The 25,525-nt window shown below is 68.8% G+C and carries 21 protein-coding genes; all 21 read left to right on the top strand.

All coding sequences use genetic code 11. The features are described 5' to 3' along the window. The first annotated feature begins 28 nt into the window (after nt 1–28). The 21 genes from mraZ to ACY466_RS13430 all read left to right on the top strand — a co-directional run bounded on the left by mraZ (nt 29) and on the right by ACY466_RS13430 (nt 25,476). Nucleotides 29–460, top strand: coding sequence for a division/cell wall cluster transcriptional repressor MraZ (gene mraZ / locus ACY466_RS13530; RefSeq protein ID WP_463245874.1), 432 nt, complete (start codon nt 29–31; stop codon nt 458–460). A 220-nt stretch (nt 461–680) separates the two neighbouring features. After that, complete coding sequence (gene rsmH, locus ACY466_RS13525) at nt 681–1,679, top strand: 16S rRNA (cytosine(1402)-N(4))-methyltransferase RsmH (RefSeq protein WP_463245873.1); 999 nt, start codon at nt 681–683, stop codon at nt 1,677–1,679. Continuing rightward, the gene (ftsL, locus tag ACY466_RS13520; RefSeq protein WP_463245872.1) at nt 1,676–2,467 is read left to right on the top strand and encodes a cell division protein FtsL; all 792 of its coding nucleotides are present in this window, start codon (nt 1,676–1,678) and stop codon (nt 2,465–2,467) included. Before rsmH ends, ftsL begins: the two co-directional genes overlap by 4 nt. After that, nucleotides 2,464–4,395, top strand: coding sequence for a peptidoglycan D,D-transpeptidase FtsI family protein (locus ACY466_RS13515; RefSeq protein WP_463245871.1), 1,932 nt, complete (start codon nt 2,464–2,466; stop codon nt 4,393–4,395). Before ftsL ends, ACY466_RS13515 begins: the two co-directional genes overlap by 4 nt. Nucleotides 4,396–4,579: 184 nt before the next feature. Then, nucleotides 4,580–6,220, top strand: coding sequence for a UDP-N-acetylmuramoyl-L-alanyl-D-glutamate--2,6-diaminopimelate ligase (locus ACY466_RS13510; protein WP_463252290.1), 1,641 nt, complete (start codon nt 4,580–4,582; stop codon nt 6,218–6,220). Beyond that, nucleotides 6,217–7,707 carry a UDP-N-acetylmuramoyl-tripeptide--D-alanyl-D-alanine ligase gene (locus ACY466_RS13505; RefSeq protein ID WP_463245870.1) on the top strand — a complete coding sequence of 497 codons (1,491 nt, stop codon included), beginning with the start codon at nt 6,217–6,219 and terminating at the stop codon, nt 7,705–7,707. Before ACY466_RS13510 ends, ACY466_RS13505 begins: the two co-directional genes overlap by 4 nt. Further along, nucleotides 7,704–8,783 carry a phospho-N-acetylmuramoyl-pentapeptide-transferase gene (mraY, locus tag ACY466_RS13500; RefSeq protein WP_463245869.1) on the top strand — a complete coding sequence of 360 codons (1,080 nt, stop codon included), beginning with the start codon at nt 7,704–7,706 and terminating at the stop codon, nt 8,781–8,783. Before ACY466_RS13505 ends, mraY begins: the two co-directional genes overlap by 4 nt. 2 nt (nt 8,784–8,785) lie before the next feature. Continuing rightward, nucleotides 8,786–10,285: a UDP-N-acetylmuramoyl-L-alanine--D-glutamate ligase gene (gene murD / locus ACY466_RS13495; RefSeq protein WP_463245868.1), complete on the top strand. Its 1,500-nt coding sequence runs from the start codon at nt 8,786–8,788 to the stop codon at nt 10,283–10,285. After that, complete coding sequence (gene ftsW, locus ACY466_RS13490) at nt 10,282–11,943, top strand: putative lipid II flippase FtsW (RefSeq protein ID WP_463245867.1); 1,662 nt, start codon at nt 10,282–10,284, stop codon at nt 11,941–11,943. The genes murD and ftsW overlap by 4 nt, the downstream gene beginning before the upstream one ends. Further along, nucleotides 11,940–13,085, top strand: coding sequence for an undecaprenyldiphospho-muramoylpentapeptide beta-N-acetylglucosaminyltransferase (gene murG / locus ACY466_RS13485; RefSeq protein ID WP_463245866.1), 1,146 nt, complete (start codon nt 11,940–11,942; stop codon nt 13,083–13,085). The genes ftsW and murG overlap by 4 nt, the downstream gene beginning before the upstream one ends. Continuing rightward, nucleotides 13,082–14,557: a UDP-N-acetylmuramate--L-alanine ligase gene (gene murC, locus ACY466_RS13480; protein ID WP_463245865.1), complete on the top strand. Its 1,476-nt coding sequence runs from the start codon at nt 13,082–13,084 to the stop codon at nt 14,555–14,557. The genes murG and murC overlap by 4 nt, the downstream gene beginning before the upstream one ends. A 70-nt stretch (nt 14,558–14,627) precedes the next feature. Beyond that, entirely contained in the window at nt 14,628–15,359 is a 732-nt protein-coding gene (locus ACY466_RS13475) for a cell division protein FtsQ/DivIB (RefSeq protein ID WP_463245864.1), read from the top strand. 175 nt (nt 15,360–15,534) lie between these two features. After that, a complete protein-coding gene (gene ftsZ / locus ACY466_RS13470) occupies nt 15,535–16,725 on the top strand; it encodes a cell division protein FtsZ (protein WP_463245863.1) in 1,191 nt (396 codons plus the stop codon). After that, nucleotides 16,722–17,453, top strand: a complete 732-nt coding sequence (gene pgeF, locus ACY466_RS13465) for a peptidoglycan editing factor PgeF (RefSeq protein ID WP_463245862.1) — start codon at nt 16,722–16,724, stop codon at nt 17,451–17,453. Before ftsZ ends, pgeF begins: the two co-directional genes overlap by 4 nt. Next, nucleotides 17,450–18,169: a YggS family pyridoxal phosphate-dependent enzyme gene (locus ACY466_RS13460; protein ID WP_463245861.1), complete on the top strand. Its 720-nt coding sequence runs from the start codon at nt 17,450–17,452 to the stop codon at nt 18,167–18,169. Before pgeF ends, ACY466_RS13460 begins: the two co-directional genes overlap by 4 nt. Before the next feature lie 112 nt (nt 18,170–18,281). Beyond that, entirely contained in the window at nt 18,282–18,932 is a 651-nt protein-coding gene (locus ACY466_RS13455; protein ID WP_463245860.1) for a cell division protein SepF, read from the top strand. 103 nt (nt 18,933–19,035) lie between these two features. Then, nucleotides 19,036–19,314, top strand: coding sequence for a YggT family protein (locus ACY466_RS13450; protein ID WP_463245859.1), 279 nt, complete (start codon nt 19,036–19,038; stop codon nt 19,312–19,314). 255 nt (nt 19,315–19,569) lie between these two features. Continuing rightward, entirely contained in the window at nt 19,570–20,418 is an 849-nt protein-coding gene (wag31, locus tag ACY466_RS13445; RefSeq protein WP_463245858.1) for a DivIVA-like cell division protein Wag31, read from the top strand. 70 nt (nt 20,419–20,488) lie between these two features. Continuing rightward, on the top strand, nt 20,489–20,647 hold the full coding sequence (locus tag ACY466_RS13440; RefSeq protein ID WP_463245857.1) for a hypothetical protein: 159 nt from the start codon (nt 20,489–20,491) through the stop codon (nt 20,645–20,647). A 300-nt stretch (nt 20,648–20,947) separates the two neighbouring features. Then, complete coding sequence (gene ileS / locus ACY466_RS13435) at nt 20,948–24,091, top strand: isoleucine--tRNA ligase (protein WP_463245856.1); 3,144 nt, start codon at nt 20,948–20,950, stop codon at nt 24,089–24,091. A gap of 26 nt (nt 24,092–24,117) precedes the next feature. Continuing rightward, nucleotides 24,118–25,476 (top strand): DNA polymerase IV, encoded by a 1,359-nt coding sequence (locus tag ACY466_RS13430; RefSeq protein WP_463245855.1) that lies wholly within the window; start codon nt 24,118–24,120, stop codon nt 25,474–25,476. Nucleotides 25,477–25,525: the final 49 nt, after the last annotated feature.

Here is a 25,525-nt window from a genome sequence, read left to right as displayed (position 1 = left end):
GTGATCGGGCGTGAGCAGGAGGTGCCGAGTGTTTCTCGGTACCTACACGCCCAAGCTCGACGACAAGTTCCGGTTGACGTTGCCGGCGAAGTTCAGAGACGAACTGGCGGGAGGAGTGATGGTGAGCAAAGGGCAGGACCACAGCCTGGCCATCTATCCCCGTGCGGTCTTCACCGAGCGCGCCGATCGTCTGGCCAAGGCCTCGCGGTCGAACCCGCGGGCTCGCGCCTACATCCGGAACCTGGCTGCGGGCACCGACGAGCAGCATCCGGACTCGCAGGGCCGCATCACCATCGGCGCGGTTCATCGCGAGTACGCCAACCTCTCCAAGGACTGCGTGGTGATCGGCTCGGTCGACTACCTGGAGTTGTGGGACGTCGAGTCCTGGAACCGCTACTCGCAGGAGCACGAAGAGGACTTCTCGGAAGCTGTGGACGAGTCTCTCGAAGATCTGTTGTAACCGAACATGGCCCACGGCGAGTGCCGCGTGGCCTCTGCCCGAACCGAACCTTGACGTACTTCCCCAACGCCAAGTGTCGGTAGGACCCTGACGTACTTCCCCAACGCCAGGTTCCACTGTCGGACAGAGACCTCGACGCACTCGCCGTCCATCACCGGGATGGACATGTACACCCCACGAGACGTACGGCACAGCAGCAGATCAGGCGGGAGCAGTGAGCATGGCGCAGGATACCCCCCGCGACCCCCACTCCGGCTTCTCCCACGTACCGGTTCGCCTGGAACGTGCGGACGAACTTCTCGGTCCCGCCTTCGCGGTCACCGACCGCCGACCGGTCTACGTCGACGCCACACTCGGCCTCGGCGGACACGCCGAGCACTTCCTCTCCGCGTACCCCGACCTTCGGCTCGTCGGCCTCGACCGTGACCCCGACGCGTTGACGATGGCTCGCCGTCGGCTCGAATCCTTCGACGATCGCGTCGATCTCGTCGCCACCACCTACGACGGCATCGCCGATGCCCTCGAGAGTGTCGGCCTGTCGGCCGTCGGCAGCGTCGACGGCATCCTCTTCGATCTCGGCGTCTCGTCGATGCAGCTCGACTCGGCCGAACGCGGCTTCGCCTACAGCGTCGACGCGCCGCTGGACATGCGCATGGACCCCACCACGGGTCGCACGGCGGCGGACATCCTCAACACCGCGACGCACGGAGAGATCGCTCGCATCCTGAGTACCTACGGTGAGGAACGGTTCGCCGGTCGAATCGCGTCGGCGGTGCTGCGCCGTCGCGAGACGGAGCCCTTCACCACCAGCGGGCCGTTGGTCGAACTCCTCTACGCGAGCATCCCGGCAGCAACCCGCCGGACGGGGGGACACCCGGCCAAGCGCACGTTCCAGGCCCTGCGCATCGCGGTCAACGCCGAACTCGAGTCGCTTCGCGACGCGATTGCGCCGGCGCTGACGTCTCTTCGAGTCGGGGGCCGCATCGTCTTCATGTCCTATCAGTCGCTCGAGGACAAGGTCGTCAAGCAGGAACTGACTCCGCGAGTTCGGTCGACGAGCCCCGAGGGTCTGCCGGTGGAGCTTCCCGGCAGTGGTCCGGAGTTCCGGCTCCTGACCCGAGGCGCCGAGAAGGCGCCGCAGGAAGAAATAGACGACAACCCCCGGTCCGCGCCGGTCAGACTGCGCGCCGCCGAACGCATTTCCAGGAGGTCGTCATGACTGTCCCCGTCCGCACCGCCCGTGCGAGCGTGTCGCTCGAGCCGACATCGCCGCGGTCCGCTCGGACCGGTGCAGCCAAGCGCGCGTACGACAAGCGTCGACAGCGCGCGAAGACCCACGAGGTGGACGCGGCGACGTCGCGCGTGAACACCGCGGTCGCGGGACGCATTCCGTTCGTCGCCGTCATCATCGGTCTCCTGGCCGTGGGGTTGGCGTCGGCTCTGTTGTTGAGTACCCGCGCGGCCGAGGAGTCCTACCAGCTCAGCGCCGAGCGTGCAGTCAACCAACGGCTGATCGAGCAGGGCGCTGCCCTCGAGCGTGATGTCGAGACCGCCAACTCCGCTCCGGAGCTCGCCCGGCAGGCGCGGGACCTGGGCATGATTCCGAGTGGTCCGGTACCCCGGTTGCTGGTCCTGCCCGACGGTGTCGTCCAGGTCGTCGGAACGCCCGCACCCGCGTCGGGACCTCCCGCTCCGGATTTCGACACGCGCATGCCGGCGTCGAACTCCGCCGCCGTTCCGCGCCCGGCCGGCGCCGGAGCCGTCGCGAGCGAAGCTCTGACCCCGGTCTCTCGTCCGGGTGACGCCGAGTCCGACGACGACGCCGATGCTCCGGCGCCCGCCCCCGAACCCGCGGCAGCCGAACCCGAGGCACCCGAACCCGCGGCGCCCGCGCCCGAAGCCGCGGCGCCCGCACCCGAACCCGCGGCGCCCGCGCCCGAACCGGCTGCTCCCGCCCCGTCCTCGGTCGGCGAACAGCAAGTACCCGTGACCGGAGGTGTGCGATGACCTCGCGTCGTCCCCCCGAAGATCGACCGACCCCGCGCCGATCGTCCGCGCGCAGGCCATCGGCACCCGGGCCGTCGGCCGGCCGATCCAGCGCGGGCCGCTCCGCCGCTCGCCGCCGAGGCCCCCGCGAGAGCGACACGTTCGACTACCGGTTCCGGTACGGCCGGTTCGCGATGTTCGCGGTGCTCGGTGTGGCCACTCTGCAATTGCTGTGGATCCAGGGGATCGATGCTCCGGCGTTGTCCGCACAGTCCGCGAGTCAGCGCACCACCACGGTCGTCGACCCGGCGGTGCGCGGATCGGTCACCGACCGCGACGGCAATCCGATCGCCTTCACCATGGAGGCCAAGGCGCTGACGTTCCAGCCCGTGCGAGTGCGCGAGGAGCTCGCGGAAGCACGGGCGGAAGACGACACCGAACCGGAGGTCGACGACCGGATCCGTGAGATCGCGGCCGGCGTGCACGAGGCCCTGGGGGACACGGTCAGCGAGCGTGAGCTGCGGTCCAAGATGACCAGCGACGAGACGTTCGATTACCTGGCCCGTTCCGTCGACCCGGCCGTGGCGGCCGCCATCAACGAGGAGTTCCCCGAGGTGGGGCTCGAACGTCAGGACATTCGGGAGTACCCGGGGGGGTCGTTGGCCGCCAACATCGTGGGGGCCACCGGCTGGGACGGTCACGGCCTCCTGGGGCTCGAGAGTTCGATGGACCCGGTGCTCGCGGGAACCGACGGTTCGCAGACCTACGACCGGGGCAGCGACGGCGCGGTCATCCCCGGGAGCTACCGGGACCAGCAGCCCGCGGTGGACGGCGCGGACGTCGAACTGACCATCGACAGCGACATCCAGTACTACGTGCAGCAGAAGGTCCAGGAGGCGAAGAACCTGTCGGGCGCGAAGAACGCGTCCGCCGTGGTGCTCGACTCGAAGACCGGGCAGGTACTCGCGATGTCCAACGACGGCACGTTCGATCCGTCCATCGGCGTCGGCAACAACCCAGCCGACATGCAGATGGGCAACCTGTCCGTGTCGAGTCCGTTCGAACCCGGTTCGGTGAACAAGATCGTCACGGCGGCAGCCGCCATCGAGGACGGCGTCACCAGCCCTGACGAGGTGCTCCAGGTTCCGGGAAGCATCGACATGGCGGGGGCGACCGTGAAGGACGCCTGGGATCACGGCGTCGCGCCGTACACCACGACCGGCGTGTTCGGTAAGTCGTCCAACGTGGGCACCCTGATGCTCGCCCAGCGCATCGGCGAGGAACGGTTCGCCGACATGCTGAAGAAGTTCGGACTCGGTCAGCGCAGCGACGTCGGGCTTCCGGGCGAGAGCGCGGGCACCGTCCCAGCTCTGTCACAGTGGTCGGGCGGCACGTTCGCCAACCTGCCGATCGGTCAGGGTCTGTCGATGACGCTGTTGCAGATGACCGGGATGTTCCAGGCCATCGCCAACGACGGAGTTCGGGTGCCGCCGCGGGTGGTCGCCGCCACGGTGGGCAACGACGGCCAGCGAACGGAAACTCCGCAGCCCGAGGGCGTGCAGGTGGTCGGCGCCGACACCGCTCGGACGGTGCGCGACATGTTCCGCTCGGTCACCCAGAACGACGACGGCAACCAGCGCGGCACCGGTGTGGCCGCCGGCGTCGAGGGGTTCCAGATCAGCGGCAAGACCGGGACGGCCCAGCAGGTCGACCCGGAGTGCCGGTGCTACTCCAACTCGGACTACTGGATCACCTTCGCGGGCATCGCTCCCGCCGACGATCCGCGATACGTGATCGGCATCATGCTCGATGCGCCGAGCCGCAGTTCCGACGGATCCGGCGGACAGTCCGCGGCACCGTTGTTCCACGACATCGCGTCGTGGATGCTCCAGCGCGACGGCGTGCCGCTGTCTCGCGAGGGTGATCGGTTGCTCCTGCAGGCGGACTGACCACCGTTTTCCCGCCCTCCGGCCGGGCCGACGCCGACGACACCGGCGGCCGGTCCGGCAGGGGGACGGGTCGCCGGTAATCTGATGCGTCGGCAACCGCAGCCCGTCGACAGCGAGTCGACCCTTCACCGCCACCGCGGGAGCCGCGTCGCCCGTGTTGCCCGTATCGATCGTGAGGAGCGTCATTCCCGTGCCCAGTCCGTCCCTGCTGCGTCCGCAGCAGCCACCGGTCACGTCGGCACGTGAGTTGGCTCGGACCTTCGCCCTCCGCGTCGAACCTCCGCAGGCACCCGACGCGGACATCACGGGCATCGAGCTGCGCGCCCAGGAGGTACGCCCCGGCGATCTCTTCGCCGCCCTGCCCGGTGCGCGGTCGCACGGAGCGAGGTTCGCCGCCGACGCCCTCGACCGCGGCGCCGTCGCCGTCCTCACCGACCGGGCCGGACTCGACATCCTGGCCGAACTCGATCTCCGATCAGCGATGCCCACGGTTCTCGTGCACACCGATCCACGCTCCGTACTCGGAGTCGTCTCGGCTGCGGTGTACGGCGACCCGTCCGCGCGCATGACCGTCCTCGGTATCACCGGGACCTCGGGCAAGACCACCACGGCCTATCTCGCCGAGGCGGCGCTCCGCGCGGGCGGGCGTACCCCCGGCCTGATCGGGACCATCGAGACGCGGATCGGTGATCGCCCGGTCCCGTCGGCGCTGACCACCCCCGAGGCCCCCAATCTGCACGCGATGTTCGCCGCCATGCTCGAGCAGGGCGTCGACACCGTGGTGATGGAGGTGTCCTCGCACGCGCTGGCGCTCGGCCGGGTCGACGGCACCACGTTCGCCGTGGGCGGCTTCACCAATCTCTCTCGCGATCACCTCGATTTCCACGACACCTTCGAGGAGTACTTCGCGGCGAAGGCGCGCCTGTTCGACACGGATTCGAACGTGCACGCGTCCGCGTCCGTGGTGTGTGTCGACGACGACTGGGGTCGGCGTATGGCCGAACTCGCCGGGGCGACGCCCGGCCGGGTCCTGGAAACCGTGTCCACGACGGCCGCGGACGCCACGTGGCTCAGCAGTGGGTGGCGCGCGGACGCGGACGGCACGCAGTCGTTCGACGTCGTCGGTCCGCACGGTCGCGCGCACGGTCGCATCGGGCTACCCGGAAAGTACAACGTGGCGAACGCCGTCCTCGCCGCGGCGATGTGCGCTCAGGTGGGAATCGATCCGTCGACGTCCCTGGCGGCCATGACGGACGTGGACGTGCCGGGACGGATGCAGCGCGTCGAACGCGGTCAGGATTTCCTCGCCGTCGTCGACTACGCGCACAAGCCGGCGGCGCTCGACGCCGTTCTGGCCACGTTGCGCGCTCAGACCGACGGCCGCATCGCCGTGGTGGTGGGGGCCGGGGGCGATCGCGACGCGCAGAAGCGGCCGATGATGGGGGTCGCCGCGGCCGCGGCGGCGGACCTCCTGGTGATCACCGACGACAACCCTCGATCCGAAGACCCCGCCGTCATCCGGGCTGCGGTCCGGACGGGCGCCGAGTCCGTCCCCGAGGACTCACGGGCGGACGTGATGGAATACGCGTCGCGCCGAGACGCGATCGTCGCCGCGGTGCGATGGGCGCGTCCCGGCGACGTGGTTCTGGTGGCCGGCAAGGGCCACGAGGTGGGACAGGACGTCGCCGGTACCAAGCATGCGTTCGACGACCGCATCGTCCTCGCCGAGGCCCTCGACGACGTACTCGCGCCGACGGCGCGGGAAGACATGCCAGCACCCGAGCCGACGGCTCTCGGTGCGTCGGAAGAGAAAGGCCCGTTGTGATTCGACTGTCCCTGTCCGAGATCGCGGACATCGTCGGCGGCACCCTGCACGACGTTCCGGACCCGTCCGTCGTCGTCACCGCAGGCGTCGAATTCGACTCCCGGAAGATCGCCGCGGGTGGACTCTTCCTCGCCCTGCCCGGTGAGCACGTGGACGGACACGATCACGCCGCCGGGGCCGTCGCCGCCGGTGCGGTCGCCGTCCTGTCCGCACGACCGGTGGGGGTCCCGGCCGTCGTCGTGTCGCCGAACCCGACGCAGACGCGCGCCATGGCCCTCGAGCACGACGTCGACGGGTCCGGCGCAGCGGTTCTCGGTGCGCTCGCCGATCTGGCGCGGGCGTCGGTCGGCTCGCTGGTGGCCGACGGTCTGACGGTCGTCGGGGTCACCGGTTCCTCGGGCAAGACGTCCACGAAGGATCTGATCAGAGCCGTGCTCGAGCAGGGCGGTCCCGTGGTCGCGCCGCCCGGATCGTTCAACAACGAGCTCGGTCATCCCTGGACTGCTCTGCGAGCCGACGAAACGACGAAGTTCCTGGTCCTGGAGCTGTCGGCCCGCGGTCGTGGTCACATCGCCCAGCTCGCGGCCATCGCTCCGCCGCGTATCGGTGTCGAACTCAACGTCGGTACCGCGCACCTGGGCGAGTTCGGCTCTCGCGACGCCATCGCCGACACGAAAGCCGAGCTCGTCGAGACACTGCCGGCGGCGGAAGCCGGGGGAGTCGCCGTCCTCAACCTCGACGACGATCTGGTCGCCGCGATGTCGACGAAGACCACCGCACGAGTCGTCACCTACGGCACCGGGGATCTCGCGCAGATCCGGGCCACCGACGTGACGCTCGACGAGACGGCCCGCGCGTCGTTCACCATGACCACGCCGGTGGGATCCGCCGCGGTGACTCTGCGAGTCCACGGCGAACACCAGGTCTCCAACGCTCTCGCGGCGGCGGCCGTCGGGTTGGAATGCGGCCTGTCGGTGGACACCGTCGCCGCCGCGCTGAGCGGCGCCGAGGCCGCCTCGCAGCGACGCATGGACGTGCGGACCCGGGCGGACGGAACCACGGTGATCAACGATTCCTACAACGCGAACCCCGATTCCGTTCGCGCCGCGCTCAAGGCCCTGGTGACGATGTCACGGACCGGCCGTGGCCCCGGGCGTCGTTCGTGGGCGGTTCTCGGCGAGATGGGTGAACTCGGCGACGAGTCGGTCGTGGAGCACGATCGGATCGGTCGACTCGCGGTTCGTCTCGCGGTGAGCAAACTGATCGTCGTCGGCACCGGTCGCCCGTCACACGGCATGCATCAGGGCGCGGTCATGGAAGGATCCTGGGGAGACGAGGCGTACCTCGTGCCCGACGCCGACGCGGCCGTCGCCGTGCTTCGCGACGAACTCGAGCCGGGTGACATCGTCCTGGTGAAGGCCTCGCAATCCGTGGGGCTCTGGTCCGTCGCCGAGGCTCTGCTGGCCGAGCCGGAGGAGACACCGTGAGACAGATCCTCTTCGCGGGTGGTATCGCGCTCGCGGTCGCCATCCTGCTCACCCCGGTCCTGATCAAGCTGTTCTCGAAGCAGGGGTTCGGACAGGAGATCCGGGTCGAGGGGCCCGCGAGTCACCAGTCCAAGCGCGGAACGCCCACCATGGGCGGTGTCGCCATCCTCGCCGGTCTGTGGGCGGGGTACTGGGGATCGCACCTGATCGGAATCTGGTACGACGCCGACGGTCCCTCGGTGTCGGCGCTCCTGGTACTCGGCCTGACGACGGTGCTGGGCGTCGTCGGGTTCCTCGACGACTTCATCAAGATCCGCAAGCAGCGCAACCTGGGTCTGAACAAGACGGCCAAGCTCGTCGGTCAGTTGATCGCCGCCGTCATCTTCGGTGTGCTCGCGCTGCAGTTCAGCGGCGCGGGCGGGCTCACCCCCGGTTCGACGCAGCTGTCCTACGTACGCGACATCGCGACGGTCTCGATGGGCAGCGTCGTGTTCATCCTCTTCGTCTACCTGCTGGTCAGTGCCTGGTCGAATGCGGTGAACCTCACCGACGGACTCGACGGACTGGCGGCCGGATCGATGACCCTGGTGCTCGGTGCGTACACCGTCATCACCTTCTGGCAGTACCGACAGTCGTGCAGCACGTCTCCGGGCCCCGGGTGTTACGACGTGCGCGATCCTCTCGACCTCGCGCTCATCTGCGCCGCGGCGGCGGGTGCGTGTATCGGATTCCTCTGGTGGAACGCTGCCCCGGCCAAGATCTTCATGGGCGACACCGGATCGCTGGCCCTGGGTGGGTTGCTGGCCGGACTGTCGATCGTGACGCGCACCGAACTCCTGATGGTCGTCATCGGCGCGCTGTTCGTCGCCGAGGCCGCCTCGGTGGTCATCCAGGTCGCGGTGTTCCGAACGAGCCGCCGACGGGTGTTCCGCATGGCTCCGTTCCATCACCATTTCGAACTCGGGGGCTGGGCGGAAACCACGGTAATCATCAGGTTCTGGCTGCTCGCGGCGATCTCGTCGGCCGTGGGTCTCGCCCTGTTCTACAGCGAATATCTCTCGGCGATCGGTGACTGACCATGAGCTCCACAGTGTCGCGTGACGCGGTGACCGCACCGTCGGACCTTCGCGGACGTCGAGTCGTCGTCGCAGGCGGGCGGGTGTCCGGACGTGCCGTCGTTCCGGCGCTGCTCGACCTCGGTGCGTCGGTGACGGTGACCGACTCCGACCCCGACTCCCTGGCCGCGTGCCGCGAACTGGGCGTCGAGACCGTGGCGATGGACGAGATCAGCACGGACCGCGAGGCCGTCGCCGAGTTCGCGCTGGTGATCACCAGTCCGGGTTTCCGTCCGGATTCACCGCTGCTGACCACCGCGTTGACCGTGGGGGTTCCGGTCTGGGGCGACATCGAGTTCTCCTGGCGGGTGGACCGATCCGGTCTGTACGGGCCGCCGCGCACGTGGTTGGTGGTCACCGGAACCAACGGCAAGACCACGACCACATCGATGCTGGAGGCGATTCTCCGTGCGGCCGACACCTCCGTGATGGCCTGCGGCAACATCGGAATCCCCGTGATGGACGCTCTGCGGCGCACCGACCCGCGGGCCGACGTGCTGGCGGTCGAACTGTCCTCGTTCCAGCTGTTCTGGGCCCCCTCCGTGCGACCCGCGGCCGGCGTGATTCTCAACATCGCCGCGGACCACCTCGACTGGCACGGGGGAATGGACGCCTACGTCGAGGCGAAGATGCAGGCCCTGAGGGGAACGGTCGCCGTCGTCGGTCTGGACGACGACATCGCGTCGGGGCTGCGGGAGCGGTCCCCGGCCGAGCGCAGGATCGGGTTCACCGCGGGTGAGCCGGCGGCGGGGGAGCTCGGCGTGGTGGACGGGATGGTCGTGGATCGAGCGTTCGGTGACGCGTCGTCCGGTGACGCGGTACCCCTGGTCGACGTCGAGTCCATCGAACCCGCGGGTCCCGCCGGTGTGCAGGATGCGCTCGCGGCCGCGGCCCTTGCTCGGTCGACGGGGGTGAGCCCGGAGGCGGTCACGCGCGGTCTGCGCGCGTTTCGCGTCGGCCCGCACCGCGCGGCCGTCGTCCGAGTGATGAACGGCGTCACGTTCGTCGACGATTCCAAGGCCACGAACCCGCACGCCGCGACGGCGTCGATCCTGGCGCACGAGAAGGTCGTGTGGCTCGCGGGCGGTCTGCTCAAGGGTGCCGAGGTGGACGACCTGGTGGCCGCGACCGCCCCGCGGCTGTCCGCCGCGGTGGTGTTCGGCCAGGACGGGCCGGCCGTCGCGGCAGCACTCGCGCGACACGCACCGGATGTGCCCGTCGATCGGGTGCCGCCGGGAGACGATGCAGAAGTGGCCGATGCGACGTATGTGACTGACGGTGACGAAGTGATGCGACGGGCCGTTCATGCCGCCGCCCGCCGAGCCGATCCCGGAACAACCGTCCTTCTCGCCCCCTCGACCGCGTCCTTCGATCAGTTCCGCGACTACGGCCACCGAGGCGACAGCTTCGCCGCCGCCGTGAACGCGCTGACCCCCGACGATCTCGCGACGATGTCGCGATGACCGACGCCGGTCCCCGTCGCTCCGCGGGTACACCACCGCCGTCGCGGCCCGGAGGTCCCGTGGCGGCCCCGCCGTCCGCGTCGTCGACCGCGAAAGCCGAGCGCACGTCGCGCCGCGCGCGGTTCACCAGCGGACGGTTCGACACGTGGTTCGGTCGCCCGTTGGCCTCGTTCCATCTGATCGTCACCATCGCCGCACTGCTGACCGTTCTCGGTCTGGTGATGGTGCTCTCCGCGTCGTCGGTCGAGTCCTACGCGGCGGACGGTTCCGCTTACACGATGTTCACCCGACAGACGATCTTCACCGTCGTCGGAGCCGTCCTCTTCGTCCTCGCACTACGCGTTCCGGTGCGGATCGTTCGCAAGATGTCCTTTCCGTTGTTCGTGATCTCGGTGATCCTGCTCGTGCTCGTTCTGATTCCGGGGATCGGCACCTTGGCGCAGGGCACGCGTGGGTGGTTCACCGTCGGTGGTGTCAGCCTGCAGCCGTCCGAGGTCGCCAAGGTGACGTACGCGGTGTGGGGTGCGCACCTGCTCGCTTCCCGGCGAGCCGAGCGCGCCGACCTCAAGGATCTCCTGATCCCGCTCGTTCCGGCGTCGCTGGTGATCTTCGTGCTGATCGTGCTGCAGCCCGACCTCGGAACCACCGTCGCGCTCGGCATCATTCTGATGGCGTTGCTGTGGTTCGCGGGGCTCCCGGTGAAGGTGTTCTTCTCCGTGGTCGGTGGGCTGGTGCTAGCGGCCGGTGTCCTCGCCATGACCGCCGGTTATCGATCCGCTCGTATCCAGACCTGGCTCAACCCCGGTACCGATCCGCAGGGCGCCGGCTACCAGTCCCGGCAGGCGCTGTTCTCGCTGGCGGACGGTGGGTGGTTCGGACGTGGACTGGGACAGAGTCGGGCGAAGTGGAGCTACCTGCCCAACTCCCACAACGACTTCATCTTCGCGATCATCGGCGAGGAGCTCGGTCTGATGGGGTGCCTGGTGGTCGTGGGGCTGTTCGGCCTGCTGGTCTTCACCGGCTTGCGCATCGCCGCCAGGGTTCCCGATCCGTTCATGAAGATCCTCGTCGCGACCTTCACCGTGTGGATTCTGGCGCAGGCCGTCATCAACATCGGCTACGTGGTGGGTCTGCTCCCGGTGACCGGTCTGCAGCTACCCCTCATCTCGGCGGGCGGCACCTCGACGGCCATCACACTTCTGGTGCTCGGGTTGCTCGCCAACATCTCTCGGCACGAGCCCGAAGCCGTCGCGGCACTCGCGTCGGGTCACGACGGCACGTTCGGGCGCCTGCTTCGCCTGCCCGTCCCCGAGCCGTACTCGCCCCTCAAGGCGTCGCGCTCGCGGATGCAGGGTCGCGGTCCGGCCGTGGACGCACGTCGTGCGCCCCAGTCGCGGTCCGCTCAGCCACGCAATGCTCAGACTCGGAGTGCCCAGACTCGGAGCACTCAGCCCCGCGCGGCCCAGCAGCCGCGCGGTGCCCAGCATCCTCGGCGCGCGCAGCCCGCGGGCGCCCCCGCCGGGGGTCGGGCCCAGCAGCCCCCTGATCGGGCCCGGTCCCGCACCGCCCAGTCCCGCACGACCCAGTCCCGCATCGCCCAGTCCCGTACGACCCAGTCCCGCACCCCACAGAGCCAGGATCGGAGACGTCACCGGTGAGTTCGAGTTCCCCCGTCGTGTCCGTCGTCGTCGCCGGAGGCGGCACGGCAGGACACATCGAACCCGCTCTGGCGGTGGCCGATGCCATCCGCGAATCGGACCCGTCGGTGCGCGTCACCGCGCTGGGTACCGAACGTGGCCTCGAAACGAAGCTCGTACCCGACCGCGGGTATCGATTGGCGCTGATTCCGCCGGTGCCGTTGCCGCGCAAGTTCTCTCGGTCGCTCACACGGTTACCGGGCCGAGTGGTGCGGTCGGTTCGGGCCACGCGGGCGGTGCTCGACGAGGTCGACGCCGACGTGGTGGTGGGGTTCGGCGGCTACGTCGCGCTGCCGGCGTACCTGGCGGCCACCGGCCGTTTCGGACGTGGTCGGCCGATTCCGGTCGTGGTGCACGAGGCCAACGCCCGCGCGGGTATCGCGAACAAGGTGGGTGCCCGCACCGCACACCGCGTGCTCGCCGCGGTCGCGGGTTCCGGAATCTCGGGCCGTGGCCGGTCGGAGGCGGACATCGTCGGAATCCCCGTTCGACCCACGATCACCGACCTCGACCGGGCGGGTCTGCGCGCCGAGGCCCGTGCTCACTTCGGTCTGCCGGCCGAGGGCCCGGTCCTGCTGGTGTTCGGCGGTTCGCAGGGTGCGCGCTCGTTGAACGAGGCGGTGTCCGGTGCAGCCGAGGCGCTCGCCGCCGCCGGAGTGTCGGTGCTGCACGCGCACGGCCCCAAGAACACGATCGACGTCACCGCCTACGACCCGGCCGTACCGTACGTCGCGGTTCCGTACCTCAGCAGAATGGATCTGGCGTACGCGGCGGCGGACGCGGCCGTCTGCAGATCCGGTGCGATGACCGTCGCCGAGGTGTCGGCAGTGGGAATGCCCGCCTTCTACGTACCCTTGCCCCATGGCAACGGTGAACAAGAGCTCAATGCGGGCCCCATCGTCGCGGCCGGAGGTGGCACGGTGATCGCCGATGCCTCGCTCACGCCACGATTCGTGGCCGAGGACGTGGTGGCGTTGATGACCGACCGCGCCCGGCTCGACGCGATGGGGGCCGCTGCTGCGGGCGCCGGCCATCGCGGTGCCGCCGCGGAGGTGGCTCGCATCGTGCTCGAGATCGCGCGCGACGAGCGGGCTCGCCGATGACCGCCGTCGACCCCGCTCCCGACCACGGTCTCCCGCCGGAACTGCAACGGGTGCACATGGTCGGTATCGGCGGTGCCGGTATGTCGGGCATCGCGCGCATCCTGCTCTCGCGCGGTGGACAGGTCTCGGGCTCGGACGCCAAGGAGAGTCGCGGAGTCGTCGCGTTGCGGGCTCGCGGAGCCGAGATCCGGATCGGACACGATGCGTCCGCGCTGGACATGCTGGACGGGGGACCGACCGCGGTGGTCACCACGCATGCGGCCATTCCCAAGACCAATCCGGAACTGATGGCCGCCGTCGAGCGCGGTGTACCCGTTCTGCTGCGACCCGCGGTTCTGGCCTCGCTGATGACCGGGTTCCACTCCGTGCTGGTCGCCGGTACCCACGGCAAGACGTCCACGACGTCGATGCTGGTCGTCGCGTTGCAGCACTGCGGGGTGGACCCGTCCTTCGCCGTCGGCGGAGAGCTGAACGAGGCCGGTACCAACTCGCATCACGGCAGTGGCGAGTTCTTCGTCGCCGAGGCCGACGAGAGCGACGGGTCGTTGCTGCAGTACGAACCCGACCTGGTGGTGGTCACCAACGTCGAGCCCGATCATCTGGACTACTTCGGGACCGAAGCCGCCTACGTGCAGGTGTTCGACGATTTCGTCGCCCGCCTGTCGCCGGGGGGCGGACTGGTGGTGTGTACGGACGACCCGGGGTCGAGGGAACTCGCTCGACGGGTAGCGGCGAACGCGGACGTCCGAGTCCTCGGGTACGGCTCCGACGACGCACCCGTCGAGGGTGTCGAGCCCGCCGCCCGGTTGCTCGGGTGGGAGCCCGAGGACACCGGCGGTGTCGTGCAGTTCCACCTCTCCGGGGAGGAACGAGCCCGCACGGTGCGGCTCGGTGTGCCCGGTCGGCACATGGCGCTCAACGCTCTCGCCGCGGTGGTGGCGGCGCGGGATCTCGGCGCCGAGGTCGACGCCGTGGTCGAGGGCCTGGCCGGTTTCGCCGGCGTGCACCGTCGGTTCCAGCTGCGCGGCCGCGAGCGGGGGGTACGCGTCTTCGACGATTACGCGCACCATCCGACGGAGGTGCGCGCGGTACTGGGTGCGGCCGCCGATCTCGTGCGGACGGCGGACACCACTCGACCGGGCCGGGTCGTCGTGGTGTTCCAACCGCACCTGTACTCACGCACGGTGACGTTCGCAGACCAGTTCGCCGCCGCGCTCGACCTCGCCGACGAGGTCGTCGTTCTCGACGTCTACGGTGCTCGCGAAGAGCCCGTTCCGGGCGTCAGCGGTGCCACCATCGCCCGCTCGGTGACCAAGCCCGTCCACTACCAGCCGGACCTGTCGCTCGTGCCCCGTCAGGTCGCCGGACTGTGCTCCGCCGGCGACATCGTGGTGACGATGGGTGCGGGCGACGTGACCATGCTGGGCAGCCAGATCCTCGACGCGCTGCGTTCGTCACCGGTCCGGCGCTGACGGGACTCGGCTCGACGTGAATTCTCGCGGAACCACCCGATCTCGCCGCCCGGGCCCGACGCCGCGGCGGGTGGGAACCGACCGGTCACGGCGTGGATCGTCCTCCGGTCGGACGCGGTCGGCCGCGGCGCGGACACCACGCCTCGGCCGACGGGGCAAGATCGCGATCGTCCTGACTCTCGTCGCGGCCGTGGCATTCACCGCGGTGAGTTGGTTCGGTCCGATCTGGGCGGTGCGCGACATCGAGATCGTCGGTAACGCCGGGGTGTCCGAGGAGGAGATCCTGGCCGAGGTGGCGGTGCCCGTCGGTCTCCCGTTGCCGCGGGTGAGCACGGACGCCGCCGCGACGAGGGTGGCGAGCATTCCCAAGGTCGAAACCGTCCGCGTCCAGCGGGTCTATCCGTCCACGGTGCGCGTCACCGTGCAGGAACGAGTCCCCGTGGTGTTCTTCGACGCGCCGGACGGCACCCACCTCATGGATGCGTCGGCCGTCGATTTCGCCGTCGAACCCCCGCCGCCCGGAGTGGTGCGAATGGTGGTGGCGAGCCCGTCCTTCGGAAACCTCGAGACCCGTGCGGCCCTGGCCGTGGTGACCTCGCTGCCTCCGCAACTGCGCTCGCAGGTGGTTCAGGTCGACGCACCGACCATCTCGGCGGTCTCGCTGACTCTGAACGACGGTCGCGTCGTGGTGTGGGGGAGCAGCGAGCGGTCGGAGGAGAAGGCAGCCGTGGCCCTTCCGCTGCTCACGCAGCCGGGGCAGACGTACGACGTCTCGAGTCCGGATCTGCCGACCATTCGTTGACCGCCGTTGTCACGCCCGCCGTTTTTTCGGCGAACACGTCGGCGCGCCTACGTCACCTCGTCGACGGCTTTCTCTACCGTTTGCATCGGTCGACCACTTGACATAACTATGAACCTATGGTTCAGGTTGAGAGTTTGGCCGATCCTCTACCACCAACCACGGAAGGCGAGAGCCCATGACGCCCCCGCACAACTACCTCGCCGTAATCAAGGTCGTCGGCATCGGCGGCGGCGGCGTCAACGCGGTCAACCGCATGATCGAACAGGGACTCAAGGGAGTCGAGTTCATCGCGGTCAACACCGACGCGCAGGCGCTGCTCATGTCCGATGCCGACGTCAAACTCGACGTCGGCCGTGAACTCACCCGCGGCCTCGGGGCCGGCGCGGACCCGGAGGTCGGTCGCAAGGCGGCCGAGGACCACAAGGACGAGATCGAAGAGGTGCTCAAGGGCGCCGACATGGTCTTCGTCACCGCCGGCGAAGGCGGCGGCACGGGCACCGGCGGCGCGCCCGTCGTGGCGAGCATCGCTCGCAAGCTCGGCGCTCTCACCGTCGGCGTCGTCACCCGCCCGTTCTCGTTCGAGGGCAAGCGGCGCGGCGGTCAGGCCGATGTCGGCATCCAGGGCCTGCGGGAATCCTGCGACACCCTGATCGTCATTCCGAACGACCGCCTGCTGCAGCTCGGTGACGCGGCCGTCAGCCTCATGGACGCGTTCCGCTCCGCCGACGAGGTCCTGCTGAACGGCGTTCAGGGCATCACCGACCTGATCACCACCCCCGGACTGATCAACGTCGACTTCGCGGACGTCAAGGGCGTCATGTCCGGCGCCGGCAGCGCGCTCATGGGCATCGGATCCTCTCGCGGTGAGGGCCGTGCCATCAAGGCGGCCGAGTCGGCGATCAACTCGCCGCTCCTCGAGGCGTCGATGGAAGGTGCTCGCGGCGTGCTGCTCTCGATCGCCGGTGGTTCGGACCTCGGCCTGTTCGAGATCAACGAGGCCGCGTCGCTGGTGCAGGAAGCGGCGCACATCGACGCCAACATCATCTTCGGAACGGTCATCGACGACTCTCTGGGTGACGAGGTGCGGGTGACCGTCATCGCCGCCGGGTTCGACGGCTCCGGCCCGACGCGTCGCCCGGTCGAGGCCGAGCCGATACGTGGTCGAACGACGGTCGGCAGCGGTCGCGCCGGTGAGGTGCAGGACGACGGTCCCGCCGTCTTCCGCGACTCGCCGTCGTCCACTCCGTCCAGCCTTCCGCCCATCGGCGAACGGGCCGCGCGGGCCACCGACAACGGTCGTCGCGTTCCGGTCACCGACGACGACGGTGACGACGACGTGGACGTGCCGTCCTTCATGCGTCGGTGACTCCGACCACCCGCGGTTACCGCGTCCGGCGCGTGACGACGTCACGCGCCGGAGGCGTGTCCGCACCCCCGTACGACTCGTTCAATCTCGGTGACCACGTGGGCGACGGCCCCGCCGACGTCGCGGCGAACCGCCGTCGCCTCGCCGAGAACATCGGCGTACCCATCGATCGGCTCGTGTGGATGGACCAGATCCACGGTCGCTCCGTGGCGCTGGTCGACGGACCCGTCGACGGCCCGCTGGACGCGACGGACGCGATCGTGACCACGGTGCGTGATCTGGCGCTCGTCGTCCTGGCCGCCGATTGTGTGCCCGTACTCCTGTCGGACGACACCGCCGGAGTCATCGCCGCGGTCCACGCGGGGCGAGTCGGTGCCCGGATCGGCATCGTGCCGCGCGTGCTCGAGGTCATGACTTCGGCGGGCGCCCACCTTTCGCGTATCGAGGCGTTCCTCGGCCCGGCCGCCGGGGGAGCGGAGTACGAGGTTCCGCGCACGATGCAACTCGACGTGGAGAAGCACCTGCCCGGCAGCGCCGTCAGGACACGCAGGGGAACGCCCGGGTTGGACATCAGAGCCGGTCTGCGCCGGCAACTCACCGAAGCGGGCGTGGCGGGCGTCGTCACCGATCCTCGCGAGACGATCTCGGATCGATCGCTGTTCAGCCACCGCCGGGGAGCCCCGACCGGCCGCCAGGCCGGCGTGATCTGGATGGACAGCTCCGCATGAGCGCCGACCGCCGCGCCGAGCTCGAATCCCGGCTCGCCGAGGTGACGCAGCGGCTGGACCGCGCGTGCGCCGAGTCGGGTCGGTCGCCGGGTTCGGTGATGCTGCTGCCCGTGACCAAGTTCTTCCCGGCGTCCGACATCGAGATCCTGCGCGACCTCGGATGCACCGACTTCGGTGAGGCCCGCGAGCAGGACGCGTCCGCCAAGGTGCACGAGATCGGCGTCGACGGCATCCGGTGGCACATGATCGGTCGACTCCAGCGCAACAAGGCGAAATCCGTCGCGCACTGGGCGCACACGATCCACTCGGTGGACAGCGAGCGTCTGGTGAACGCGCTCGAGAAGGCGGTGGTCGCCGCGAAGGACGCCGGCGACCGCGAGACCGACATCGATGTGCTTCTCCAGATCAGTCTGGACGGCGACACGCACCGCGGCGGCGCCGAACGCGACGACCTCGAGGCCCTCGCGGACCGGGTCGCCGGAGCAGAGGGGTTGCGTCTCGCCGGGCTGATGGCGGTGCCGCCCATCGATGCCGACGCCGACCGGTGCTTCGAGGATCTTCGCACCCTGCACACCCGCCTGCTCGCCTCCCATCCGGGCGCCGATCGGTTGTCCGCGGGGATGACCGGCGATCTGGAAGAGGGTGTCAGACATGGATCTACGTGTGTGCGTGTCGGAACCGCGATCCTCGGCCCACGGCCGATAACCTCGCCATGACGGCGAACAACATCCGTCACATCAGGCTCATTGCTCCACCGATTTCCGTACCGAGTTCCGGTCGCCACCGCGACACCCGACACCTGCTCTGCCACGCCAAGGAAGGTCACCGATGAGCACGATGCACAAGTTCAAGGCTTACTTCGGCATGGTCCCACTCGACGATTACGAGGACGACTACCTCGACGACACCGACGCACCGCGTGCGTCTCGGTCGTCGTCGCGTGGCGGATACGGCGCGGCGATGGACGACCATGACGATTACGACGAGCCCGGTTACGCCGGAGTTCACCGCGACGATCGCGACGAGTACGTCCGGGCCGAGCCGCGCCGCACCGCCCGGGTGTCGACGCTGACGCCGGGTGGCGGCGGTACCTCACGCCCCGCGACCCGGGGTGCGCTGGCCATGGACTCGCGGGCGGACACGCGGCTCGACTCGCGTCCCGAACCCCGTCGCGCGCCGGCGGTGGACGACGGCGGTCCGCTGTCGACCATCACGACGCTGCGTCCGCGGGACTACGGCGAGGCCCGCACCATCGGTGAGCGCTTCCGGGACGGCACGCCCGTCATCATGGACCTGGTCGAGATGAGCAATTCCGACGCCAAGCGATTGGTCGATTTCGCGGCCGGCCTGGCGTTCGCGCTGCGTGGTTCGTTCGACAAGGTGGCGACCAAGGTGTTCCTGCTTTCACCGGCGGACATCGACGTGTCGGCGGAAGAGCGTCGCCGCATCGCCGAGACCGGGTTCTACAACCAGCAGTGATGGCGCGCCGATCCGTCCGGATGGCAGAGTGGTGTCGTGCATGATCCCGAATCGACCAAGCCAGAATCGACCACCATCTCGCGGATCGGACCGGTGAGCTGACGTGTTCGCCCTGCTGTACTTCATCCTCTTCATCTTCTCGCTGCTGTTGATCGGTCGGATCGTCATCGAGTTCATCCGATCGTTCGCCCGGGACTGGAACCCCACCGGGTTCGTCGTGGTGATTCTCGAAGTCGTCTTCACCGTGACGGATCCGCCGGTCAAAGCGTTACGTCGCATCATTCCGCCGCTCAACCTGGGTGGGGTCCGCCTGGATCTGTCGATCATGATCCTGCTGTTCGCGGTGTTCATCTCGATGCGCGTGGTCGCGTCGGTGGCCTGACCGGCGAACGTCGGATCCTCGCCCGGCGACGTCGCCGGGGTGTTCCCCGAGCAACCCACGTGTCTCGTGTGACAGAATGACGCCCGAGAGTTCGCGAAGTTCGCCCGTGGCTCTTTGTGCGATATAACTGAATGCTTGCACCACCAGATTGCTTGCACCACCAGACTGTCCGACAGACCAACTCCGCTCAACGAATGCTCGCGTAATCGCTTGTCGATGCTCCACTGCTCTCGAGACGCGTGAAGGGACCCTTCCATGCCGCTGACTCCCGCCGATGTGCACAACGTCGCGTTCAGCAAGCCGCCCATCGGTAAGCGCGGTTACAACGAAGACGAGGTCGACGCGTTCCTCGACCTCGTCGAACAGGAGCTCTCGCGCCTGATCGAAGAGAACGCCGATCTGCGTCAGCGCGTCGGTGAGCTCGATCAGGACCTGGCCGAGGCCAAGAGCGCCGCGTCGAACCGCCAGTCCGCACCGGCTCCGGCTCCGCAGCCGGCACCCGCTCCGCGTCCGGAGCCGCAGAAGCCTGCGCCCGTGGTTCAGCAGGCGCCCGCGCCCGCCGCCGCACCGTCGGGCGGTGGTTCCGGGGACTCCAACATGCAGGCCGCGAAGATCCTCGGCCTCGCGCAGGAGATGGCCGACCGGCTCACCGGCGACGCCAAGACGGAGTCCGAGCAGCTGCTCGGGAGCGCTCGCGCCAACTCCGACCGCCTGGTCAGCGAGGCACGCTCGCGTTCGGAGTCGATGGTCGCCGAAGCTCGGCAGAAGTCCGAGGCTCTCCTCGCCGATGCGCAGACCAGGTCGGAGACCCAGTTGCGCCAGGCCAAGGAGAAGGCCGACGCGCTCGAGAGCGACGCGGAGCGCAAGCACACCGAGATCATGGCCACGATCAACCAGCAGCGGTCCGTGCTCGAGGAGCGCATCGAGCGCCTGAAGACGTTCGAGCGCGAGTACCGGGTCCGCCTGAAGTCGTACCTCGAATCGCAGCTGCAGGAACTCGATCAGCGTTCGTCGGCCCTCCCGGTCGACAACGGCCAGGACACCTTCGGCAAGGACAGCGGCCAGTCGAGCTTCGGTCAGTCCTACGCCAAGGGCAACAACTGACGTTTGCACGGTGGACGATCCCGCGGGGGGCGGGGTGGCGACATCGCGTCGTCGCCCCTGAGGTGACCGTATGTTGGTTCTGACTCTGGCCCTCGCGGGACTCGGTTTCGCTCTGTTGGTCGCGTCCCTCGTCACCGGTTCGGTGGTCTGGGCGTGGCTGTGCATCGGGGTCTGTCTGGTGGGAGCGATTCTTCTGCTGACCGGTGCCCTGGTGGGGCGCCGACAGTAGGCGTCGGCGCGGGGACCGCCGGTCGCGTTACGATCGTCTCGTGGCAACCCGAGCTCGTAGCAACCCGAGCTCGCAGCAATCGCACGACACGGCGTCGATCCGGCCATCACCGGGGAGCCTTCGGAAGAACGGCGCTCGGCGCTCAGTAGAACCGAACGGGTGAGCCCGTCACAGCTCGTGATCCGAGTGGGTCGACGGCCTCGGTGAGGTGTCGGCCAAGCGGGGTGGTACCGCGGTGCGGACGTGAACGGCGTCCACCATCGTCCCCGTGCCGTACACGCAGGCACAGGAGTATCACCGATGCAGCAGAACCAGTCCGAGTCCTACCCGCGGGTTTCCTACGGGGCACCCCGCAGCGCGTCGGGTGGTGCCGACTTCCCCGCCCTCGAGCAGCAGGTCCTCGCCGGGTGGGACGCCGATGGCACGTTCCGGGCCAGCGTGGACGCGCGGTCCGACGCCGACGAATTCGTCTTCTACGACGGGCCGCCTTTCGCCAACGGTCTGCCCCACTACGGCCATCTGCTCACCGGATACGTGAAGGATCTGATCCCGCGGTTCCAGACGATGCGCGGCAAGAAGGTCGAGCGGCGCTTCGGGTGGGACTGTCACGGTCTGCCCGCCGAGCTCGAGGCCGAGAAGCAGCTGGGAATCACCGACAAGTCCCAGATCGACACGATGGGCCTCGCGGAATTCAACGCGTACTGCAAGCAGTCGGTCCTCCGGTACACCGGGGAATGGCGTGACTACGTCACGCGTCAGGCGCGGTGGGTGGACTTCGACAACGATTACAAGACGCTCGATCTGGACTTCATGGAGTCCGTCATGTGGGCGTTCAAGGAGTTGTTCGACAAGGGACTGATCTACCAGGGCTTCCGGGTGTTGCCGTACAGCTGGTACGAGCAGACTCCGCTGTCCAACCAGGAAACACGCCTCGACGACGCGTACAAGATGCGGCAGGATCCCGCGGTCACCGTGCGGATGACGCTGTCCGCACCGGGTTCGCCGCTCGACGGCGCCGACGCCCTGATCTGGACGACGACGCCGTGGACCATCCCGTCGAACCTGGCCATGGCGGTGCGGCCGGACATCGAGTACGTCCAGGTCGAGGACGGCGACGGCGGCCGAGTCGTCCTCGCCCGCGACCGCGTCGCGCACTACGCGCGCGAACTCGGCGAGTCGCCGGCAGTGGTCTCCGAGCACACCGGAGCCGACCTGATCGGTCTGGAGTACACCCCGCCGTTCGACTTCTTCCTCGGCCGTCCGAACGCGCATCGGGTGTTGTCCGCCGACTACGTCACCACCGACTCCGGTACCGGAATCGTCCACCTCGCACCGGCTTTCGGTGAGGAGGACATGGAGGTGGCCACGGCGCACGGCATCGAGGTGGTGCAGCCCCTCGACGCGGGTGGCAAGTTCACCGCGATGGTGCCGCCGTACGAGGGTCTGATGATCTTCGATGCCAATCCGGTGATCACCAAGGACCTCAAGGCGATCTCGAAGCTGTTCCGGCAGGAGACCATCGAGCACTCGTACCCGCACAGCTGGCGCAGTGGTCAGCCTCTGATCTACATGGCCGTGCCGTCGTGGTTCGTCTCGGTGACCAGTTTCCGCGACCGCATGGTGGAGCTGAACCAGAGCATCACCTGGGTGCCCGAACACATCCGGGACGGCCAGTTCGGCAAGTGGCTCGAAGGTGCCAGGGACTGGAACATCAGCCGAAACCGCTACTGGGGCAGCCCCATCCCGGTGTGGATCTCCGACGACCCCGAGTACCCACGCACCGACGTCTACGGCAGCCTCGATCAGATCGAGGCCGACTTCGGTGTTCGACCGACGGACCTGCACCGCCCGTTCATCGACGATCTCACCCGTCCCAACCCGGACGACCCCACGGGCCGATCGACCATGCGCCGCGTGCCCGAGGTGCTCGACTGCTGGTTCGAATCCGGGTCGATGCCGTTCGCCCAGGTTCACTATCCGTTCGAGAACGCGGAGTGGTTCGACGGCACCTCGACCTCACCGGGCCACAATCCCGGAGACTTCATCGTCGAATACAACGGACAGACCCGAGGCTGGTTCTACACCCTCCACGTACTGGCGACGGCGCTCTTCGATCGGCCGGCGTTCTCCACCGTCGCCGCGCACGGCATCGTCCTCGGTGAGGACGGGCTCAAGATGAGCAAGTCCAAGGGCAACTACCCGGACGTGAACGAGGTGTTCGACCGCGACGGGTCCGACGCCATGCGGTGGTTCCTCATGTCCTCGCCGATCCTGCGCGGCGGCAACCTGGTGGTGACCGAACAGGGCATCCGCGAGGGTGTGCGCCAGGCACTGCTGCCGATGTGGAACGCGTGGAGTTTCCTCCAGCTCTACGCGTCCGCTCCCGGTACGTGGCGCACCGATTCGACGCACGTGCTGGATCGGTACGTGTTGGCCAAGCTCGCCGCGACGACGTCGGCGATCACCGACGCCCTCGAGGCCGTCGACATCGCCGGGGCGTGCGACGAACTGCGCCTGTTCTGCGACGCGCTCACCAACTGGTACGTGCGGCGGTCGCGGCAGCGCTTCTGGAACGAGGACACGGACGCGATCGACACGTTGCACACGGTGCTCGAGGTCCTGACGCGAGTTGCGGCGCCGATGCTTCCGCTCGCGAGCGAGGTCATCTGGCGGGGTGTGACCGGCGGGCGCAGCGTGCACCTGACCGACTGGCCCACCGCGAACGAGCTGCCCTCGGATCCGGAACTCGTGTCGGCGATGGACGAGGTCCGCACCGTGTGCGGCGCCGCCCTCGGACTGCGGAAGGCCAAGAACCTTCGGGTTCGCCTGCCCCTGCAGGAGCTCACGGTCGCATCCGACGATGCGGAGCGGCTCCGCCCGTTCGTCGACCTGATCAAGGACGAGGTCAACGTCAAGGGAGTCGACCTGACCACCGACGTCGATGCCCACGGTCGGTTCGAGCTGGTCGTCAACGCCCGCGCCGCCGGACCTCGACTCGGCAAGCAGGTGCAGACGGTGATCAAGGCGGTCAAGGCCGGTGACTGGACCGAGACGGACGGGACGGTCGAGGCGGCCGGCATCGAGCTGCTGCCGACGGAGTTCACTCGCCGCCTCGTGGCCACCGAACCGGATTCGACGGCGGCCCTGTCGTCGAACGCGGGTCTCGTGGTTCTCGATTCGCTGGTCACCGAAGAACTCGAAGCCGAGGGGTGGGCCAAGGACCGCATCCGTGAGTTCCAGGATGCGCGCCGGTCCGCCGGATTCGACGTCTCCGACCGGATCCACGTGGTGGTGAGCGTCCCTGCGGAGCGCCGGGCCTGGTTCGACGCCCACCGCGACCTCATCGCGGGCGAGATTCTGGCCACCCGGATCGCGATCGGCGACGTCGACGGCGCCGGCATCGACCTCGGTGACGGAGTTCGAGCGAGCCTGGCGAAGGCCTGACGGACCCGCCCGGGAATCGGCGAACCATGACGCGCAGTCGCCGGTGGGTGCTCCACCTCGACATGGACGCGTTCTTCGCGTCCGTCGAGCAGCTCACGCGTCCGACTCTGCGGGGTCGGCCGGTTCTGGTCGGCGGCACGGGCGGACGTGGTGTCGTCGCGGGATGCAGCTACGAGGCGCGGGTGTACGGCGCCCGTTCGGCGATGCCGATGCACCAGGCTCGTCGTCTGATCGGATCGACGGCCGTGGTGGTGCCGCCTCGCGGCAAGCTCTATTCGGCGCTGAGCACCACCGTGTTCGACGCGGTCCGCGAACTCGTCCCGGTCATCGAACAGCTCTCGCTCGACGAGGCCTTCGGGGAACCCGTGTCGCTCGCGGGCGCCACGACGGAGGACGTCGAGGCGTTCTGCGCGGACCTGCGAGCGGCCGTGCTCGATGCGTCGGGCCTGGTGTCGTCCATCGGTGCCGGGGCGGGCAAGCAGATCGCCAAGATCGCGTCGGGACTGGCGAAGCCGGACGGTATCCGGGTGGTGGCGCCGACGGAGCAGGCCGACCTGCTCGCGTCGCTACCGGTCCGCAAGCTGTGGGGGATCGGGCCCGTTGCCGAGGAGAAGTTGCGCCGACTCGGGGTGATGACCGTCGGCGCGTTCGCGGCGATGCCGGAAGCGGAGGCGGCGTCGGTCCTGGGCTCGGCCGTCGGGCCGAGTCTGCATCGCCTCGCGCGCGGTATCGACGACCGTCCGGTGGCCGAACGCGCCGAATCGAAGCAGGTCAGCGCGGAAACCACGTTCGCGACGGACATCGTCGACCTGAACCGTCTCCGTGTGGCGATCGCGAGCAGCGCCGAGGCCGCGCACGCCAGACTGTTGAAGGACGGGCGCGCGGCACGCACCGTGGTGTTGAAGCTGCGCAAGTCGGACTTCTCGATCGTCACCCGATCGGTGACACTGCCGTACGCCACCGTCGACCTGGCGACCATCGTCGCCACGGCGCAGCGTCAGGCCGTCGATCCGCGCGAACTGGGCAGCATTCGGCTGGTCGGAGTGGGGTTGGCGGGACTGTCGAGCGTGCGCCAGGAGTCGCTGTTCCCGGAACTCGATCAGGACCTCGTCCGTGCCGACACGGTGGCCGGGGACGGTGCGGACGACGGTGCCGAGGTGACCGGCACCGACCCGCCGCCCGTGGTCGCCACCGGTCTCGCGCCGTGGCGCCCCGGCCTGGACGTGCGGCACGACGAGTACGGCCACGGATGGGTGCAGGGCGCCGGCCACGACGTGGTGACCGTCCGCTTCGAGACGCGCAGCACCGGACCCGGCCCGGCCCGCACGTTCGCCGGTGACGACGAACATCTGGCCGTGGCGGATCCCATGCAGAGTCTCGAGTGAGGCGGGCTTTACCGTTTCCACAGAACCGATCGGTAAGGTTCTCCGGGCG

It is taken from the genome of Rhodococcus sp. K11/5, from assembly GCF_055193735.1.
This window is presented reverse-complemented; position numbering and strand designations above follow the sequence as displayed.